This is a genomic window from Pseudomonas brassicae (assembly GCF_010671725.1).
Lineage (GTDB): Bacteria > Pseudomonadota > Gammaproteobacteria > Pseudomonadales > Pseudomonadaceae > Aquipseudomonas > Aquipseudomonas brassicae.
The window spans coordinates 1-4,699 of the sequence record NZ_JAAHBU010000197.1; the positions used below are offsets into that span (position 1 = coordinate 1).

At 65.8% G+C, this 4,699-nt stretch carries 4 protein-coding genes and 3 pseudogenes; 4 read left to right on the forward strand and 3 right to left on the reverse strand.

Annotated elements, in window-relative coordinates:
• Window positions 1-513 (reverse strand): AraC family ligand binding domain-containing protein (locus tag G3436_RS14880; protein WP_338001264.1); only part of this gene is annotated, 513 nt, incomplete at its 3' end.
• A gap of 133 nt (window positions 514-646) precedes the next feature.
• Between G3436_RS14880 and G3436_RS14885 the strand changes: the two genes are divergently transcribed.
• The 4 genes and pseudogenes from G3436_RS14885 (at window position 647) to G3436_RS14900 (ending at window position 3,273) form a co-directional block, all read left to right on the forward strand.
• Window positions 647-1,075 (forward strand): YybH family protein, encoded by a 429-nt coding sequence (locus tag G3436_RS14885; RefSeq protein ID WP_163946275.1) that lies wholly within the window; start codon window positions 647-649, stop codon window positions 1,073-1,075.
• 88 nt (window positions 1,076-1,163) lie between these two features.
• On the forward strand, window positions 1,164-1,508 hold the full coding sequence (locus G3436_RS14890) for a YciI family protein (protein WP_163946278.1): 345 nt from the start codon (window positions 1,164-1,166) through the stop codon (window positions 1,506-1,508).
• A gap of 20 nt (window positions 1,509-1,528) precedes the next feature.
• Window positions 1,529-2,021: pseudogene (locus tag G3436_RS14895) on the forward strand (SRPBCC family protein).
• Window positions 2,021-3,273: pseudogene (locus tag G3436_RS14900) on the forward strand (RNA polymerase sigma factor). Before G3436_RS14895 ends, G3436_RS14900 begins: the two co-directional pseudogenes overlap by 1 nt.
• Here the strand turns inward: G3436_RS14900 and G3436_RS14905 are convergent.
• Both G3436_RS14905 and G3436_RS14910 read right to left on the reverse strand, forming a co-directional pair.
• The gene (locus G3436_RS14905) at window positions 3,260-3,730 is read right to left on the reverse strand and encodes a MaoC family dehydratase (RefSeq protein ID WP_163946281.1); all 471 of its coding nucleotides are present in this window, start codon (window positions 3,728-3,730) and stop codon (window positions 3,260-3,262) included. The pseudogene G3436_RS14900 and the gene G3436_RS14905 overlap by 14 nt on opposite strands.
• A gap of 43 nt (window positions 3,731-3,773) precedes the next feature.
• Window positions 3,774-4,698 (reverse strand): annotated as a pseudogene (locus G3436_RS14910) (lysophospholipase).
• Window position 4,699 lies beyond the last annotated feature (1 nt).

A 4,699-nucleotide genomic window follows, 5' to 3' on the forward strand; every position in this document is an offset into this window, starting at 1 on the left:
CAGGCTTTGGCGCAGCACCGCCTGGTGTTCGCCGCGGGTGCCTGGCCCACGTTCGAGCAATTGCGCCAGCAGCGCCAGCAGTGCCTCTTCCTGGCGGGCTGGCTGAAAGCGAGCGAGGTGAGCGAAGTCGACAATCGCCCGATACAGCGCCGGCTGATCGAACACGCCCTGTTCGAAATGCGCCAGGTGGCTGTCGCCGGTAACCCGTGCCAGGGCTTCGGGCGCCAGGTGCAGGCTGATGTATTCCACGCCCTGCGGGCCGAATTGCGAGGCCTGCACCGCCAGCGGGTTGTACAGCGTCACCTGGCCCGGTGCGACGTCAAGGTTGCGACCGTCCAGCCAGATCTGCTCGTGGCCGCCCAGGTTGGCGCCCAGCACATATTCGTCATGGGTGTGGCGCGGAAACTGCGCGGCGCTGGCCTTGACCCAGGACGACTCGACCAGGCCACAGGCATGCAGGTGTTCGGTGATCAGGGCCAATGGCAGGTGCTCATGCTTGCAGAGAGTGCCCACGCTAGCCGAGGTGCACGGCGGCGGCAAATGATTTGGCGTGCCTGAGCGCTGCTGTCGATTTGCGCAGGCGCGGTTCGACCATCCACGACTGCGCTGTGCGCCAGGCGCCAGCGTCCCACCGAGGAGATTCGCCATGAGCAACCCGAACCAAGAGCAGGTGCGCGACCTGATCACCACCTGGATGCGCGCTGTGCAGTCCAAGGACATCGACGCCATCGTGCGCCCCTATGCCGACGACATTCTGGCCTTCGATGCGGTCAAGGCCCTGCAGTTCAAGGGCAAGGCGGCCTACCGTGCGCACTGGGAGGCGTGCATGACGTTGTGCCCGGACGGTGCGATCTTCGACATGGAGCAATTGCGGGTGCATGCCTCGCCCGAACTGGCCATCGCACATTGGCTCAACCGCTGCGGCTCGGCCGAGGAGGGCGCCGAGGGCGGTTGCTACATGCGCGTGACTGCCGGCTATCAACGTATCGGCGGTGAATGGAAAGTCATCCATGAGCACTGGTCGGCGCCGTTCGACATGCAGACCGGCGCCGCACTGTTCAACCTCAAGCCTTGAGCTGAGCCGGTGCGCATCTATGCCGAATCGCGCTTACGCCAACTCGCCGATTTGCAGCCATAGTTGAGCCACTGTCGTGGAGAAAACCATGAAATACCTGTGCCTGGTCTACTGTGACGAAGGGCTGCTGCACAGCCTTCCCGAGAGCCCCGCTGATGCCGAGTGCATGGCCTATGCCGAGTCGATCCAGAGCAGTGGTCGCCTGCTTGCCGCCGAGGCGCTCAAGTCGGTGCAGACGGCGACCACTGTGCGGGTACGTGGCGGGCAGATGAGCCTGACCGATGGCCCTTTCGCCGAAACCAAGGAGCAGTTGGCGGGCTTCTATCTGGTAGACGCCCGCGACCTGAACGAAGCCTTGAACATTGCCCGCGCGATCCCTGCGGCGCGCGTGGGCAGCGTCGAGGTCCGCCCGGTCCGTGAGTTGCAACCCTGACACCACAAGGAGACACCTCGATGAGCCTCGCACCTGCCGGCCAGGGAACGGCGCCGCATGAACTGTCACTCAGCCGCCTGATTGCGGCGCCCCGCAAAAAAGTCTTTCGTGCCTGGACCGAGCCGGACCTGCTGGCGCGCTGGTGGGGGCCGCATGGCATGACCACCCCCGAATGTGAAATGCAACTGTGGGTCGGGGGGGGTGTTTCGCACCGTGATGCGCGCCCCCGATGGCACCGAATACCCGAATCAGGGCGTGTTCCTGGACATCGTCGCGCCCGAGCGCATCGTCTTCACCGACGCCTTCGGGCCAGGTTGGGTGCCGTCGGCCAAGGCGTTCATGACGGTGATGGTGACCCTGGATGATGTGCAGGGTCACACCCAGTACACCGCCCGCGCCTTGCACTGGAGCAACGCCGATTGCGAGGCACATGCACAGCTGGGCTTTCACCGGGGCTGGGGCGAAAGCCTGGATCGCCTGGTGCACCTGGTCACCCAGCAGTTGCCGGACTGATGAGCCCGGAGCCTGAAGTAAAGGCGACGCTGGAGGCGATCTACCGCGAGCAGTCGCGGCGCATCCTGGCCACGCTGATCCGGCTGCTGGGCGATTTCGACCTGGCCGAGGAGGCCATGCACGAAGCCTTCTATATTGCCGTCGAGCGTTGGCAGCGCGACGGTGTGCCGGCCAGCCCACGCGCCTGGCTGGTGTCGACGGGCGCTTCAAGGCCATCGACGGCTTGCGCCGGCGCGCCCGCTTCGATCGCTCGCCGCAGCGGCTGGAACAGGCGCTGGCAGCGCTGGAGAGCGAAGACGTGAGCGATCAGGAACTGCAGGACGACCGCCTGCGATTGATCTTCACCTGCTGCCACCCGGCCTTGTCGGCTGATGCCCAGGTGCCCCTGACGTTGCGCGAAGTGTGCGATCTGTCGACCGAGGAGATCGCCCGCGCATTCCTGCAGAGCCCGGCGACCATCGCCCAGCGTATCGTGCGTGCCAAGGCCAAGATCCGTGACGCGCAGATCCCGTACCAGGTGCCGTCCCTGGCCGAACTGCCCGAGCGCCTGGACAGTGTGCTGAGGGTGATCTACCTGGTGTTCAACGAAGGCTACTCGGCCTCATCGGGCGACAGCGTGGTGCGTGAGGACCTGAGTGCCGAAGCCATCCGCCTCGGGCGTTTGCTGCAGCAGTTGCTGCCTGACCCCGAAGTGCTGGGGCTGCTCGCCCTGATGCTGTTGCAGGCCTCGCGTCAGCAGGCACGCAGCGATGCGCAGGGTGAACTGGTGCTGCTCGACCAGCAGGACCGCTCGCGTTGGGACCGTGGCATGATTGCCGAGGGCTGCCGGCTGGTGCAGCAGGCATTGCGCAGTCAGCGCTTTGGTGTCTACAGCCTGCAGGCAGCGATTGCTGCGGTGCACGCCGAAGCGGCCAGTGCCGGCGACACGGACTGGGCGCAGATCGTCGGTCTTTACGATGTGCTGTGGCAAGGCTGGCCGTCGCCGGTGGTGGAGCTCAATCGCGCCGCTGCCCTGGCCCGGCGGGATGGGCCGCAGGCTGGGCTGGCGGCGGTGGAGGCGATTCTGGCGCGTGGCCAGTTGCTCGATTACCACCTGGCGCACTCGGCGCGGGCCGAGCTGTGCGTGCAGGCCGGTTACCTGGCTCAGGCCCGTGAGGCCTACTGCACGGCACTGGGCCTGACCCGGCAGTTACCCGAGCGGCGCTACATCGAACGCCGCCTGAGCGAACTTCAGGCCATCAGCCAATCGTGATCGGTGGCGGGCTGACCAGCTCGACGCTCTGCTGCTTGCGTGGCGCGAGGATCTCGGCTTCGCCGTCCACCACCAGTTCTTCGTGCTGGTTGAACACGCGGGTGGCGATACGCACGCGGAACTTGGGCAGCTTTTCGAGGATTTCCAGGCGCACGGTCAGGGTGTCGCCGATCTTCACCGGCTTCTGGAAGCTCATCTGCTGGCCCAGGTAGATGGTGCCCGGGCCAGGCAACTCGCAGGCCACCGCGGCGCTGATCAGCGCACCGCTGAACATGCCGTGGGCGATACGTTCCTTGAACATGCTCTTGGCGGCGAACTCTGCATCCAGGTGCACCGGGTTGTGGTCGCCGGACATCGCGGCGAACAGCTGGATGTCGCGTTCTTCGACCGTCTTGCTGAAGCTGGCGGTCTGGCCGACTTCAAGGGCTTCGTAGGGCGTGTTGCTGACCTGGGTCATTCAGGCAGATTCCTTAGCAGGGTTCGACAAGGTGCCTACTGTATCACTCGCTGCGGGCCGGGCGGCCAACGGCCAGGGCCTGGTCTAGCCAGGCGAGCAGTGCTGCGGTCACTTCGTCGCGGTTGGTTTCATTGAGCAGTTCATGGCGTGCCTGCGGGTAAAGCTGCAACTGCACGCGCTGGTTGCCGGCATGACGCAAGGCGCCTGCCAGGTCTTTGAGACGTTTGCCGGCACTGACCGGATCACATTCTCCCCCCATCACCAGAATCGGCAGGTTCGGGTCGATCTGCGCCAGGTGGCGTGCCTGGCTGATGTGCTGCAGCCCCGTCAGCAGGTCGATCCATAGCCGGTTGGTGCAGCGAAAGCCGCACAGCGGGTCGGCGGTGTACTTGTCGACCTCGGCCGCGTCGCGGCTGAGCCAGTCGAACGCGGTGCGGTTGGGCTTGAACGCCTTGTTGAACGAGCCGAACGACAGCCATTCGACCAGCGCGCTGCGCCCTTGTGGCCCTTGGCGCCAGGCCTCGATGCGGGCGATCGCGCAGGCGGCGCGGTACAGCACCGGCGGCTGGAAGTTCGAACCGCTCAGGATCGCGCCATGCAGGCTGGCACTGTGGTGCAGCAGATACGCCTGGGCGATGTAGCTGCCCATGCTGTGGCCGAACAGAAACAGCGGCACGCCGGGGTGCTGCTGGCCGATGTGCTGGCTGAGCAGGCCCAGGTCGTTGACCACGCTGCTCCAGCCATCGTACCTGGCGAACTGCCCCAGGGTACCGATCTCGGCCGTGCGGCCATGGCCGCGTTGGTCATGCGCATACAGGGCGATACCGGCGTCGCTCAGGGCCTGGCCCAGCCGCTGGTAGCGCCGGGCGTGTTCGGCCATGCCATGGGCCAGCAGCACCACCGCCCGGGGGCGCGGTGGTGGGCAGCCATTGATGGACATACAGGCTGCAATGATTGCTGGCCGGCAGC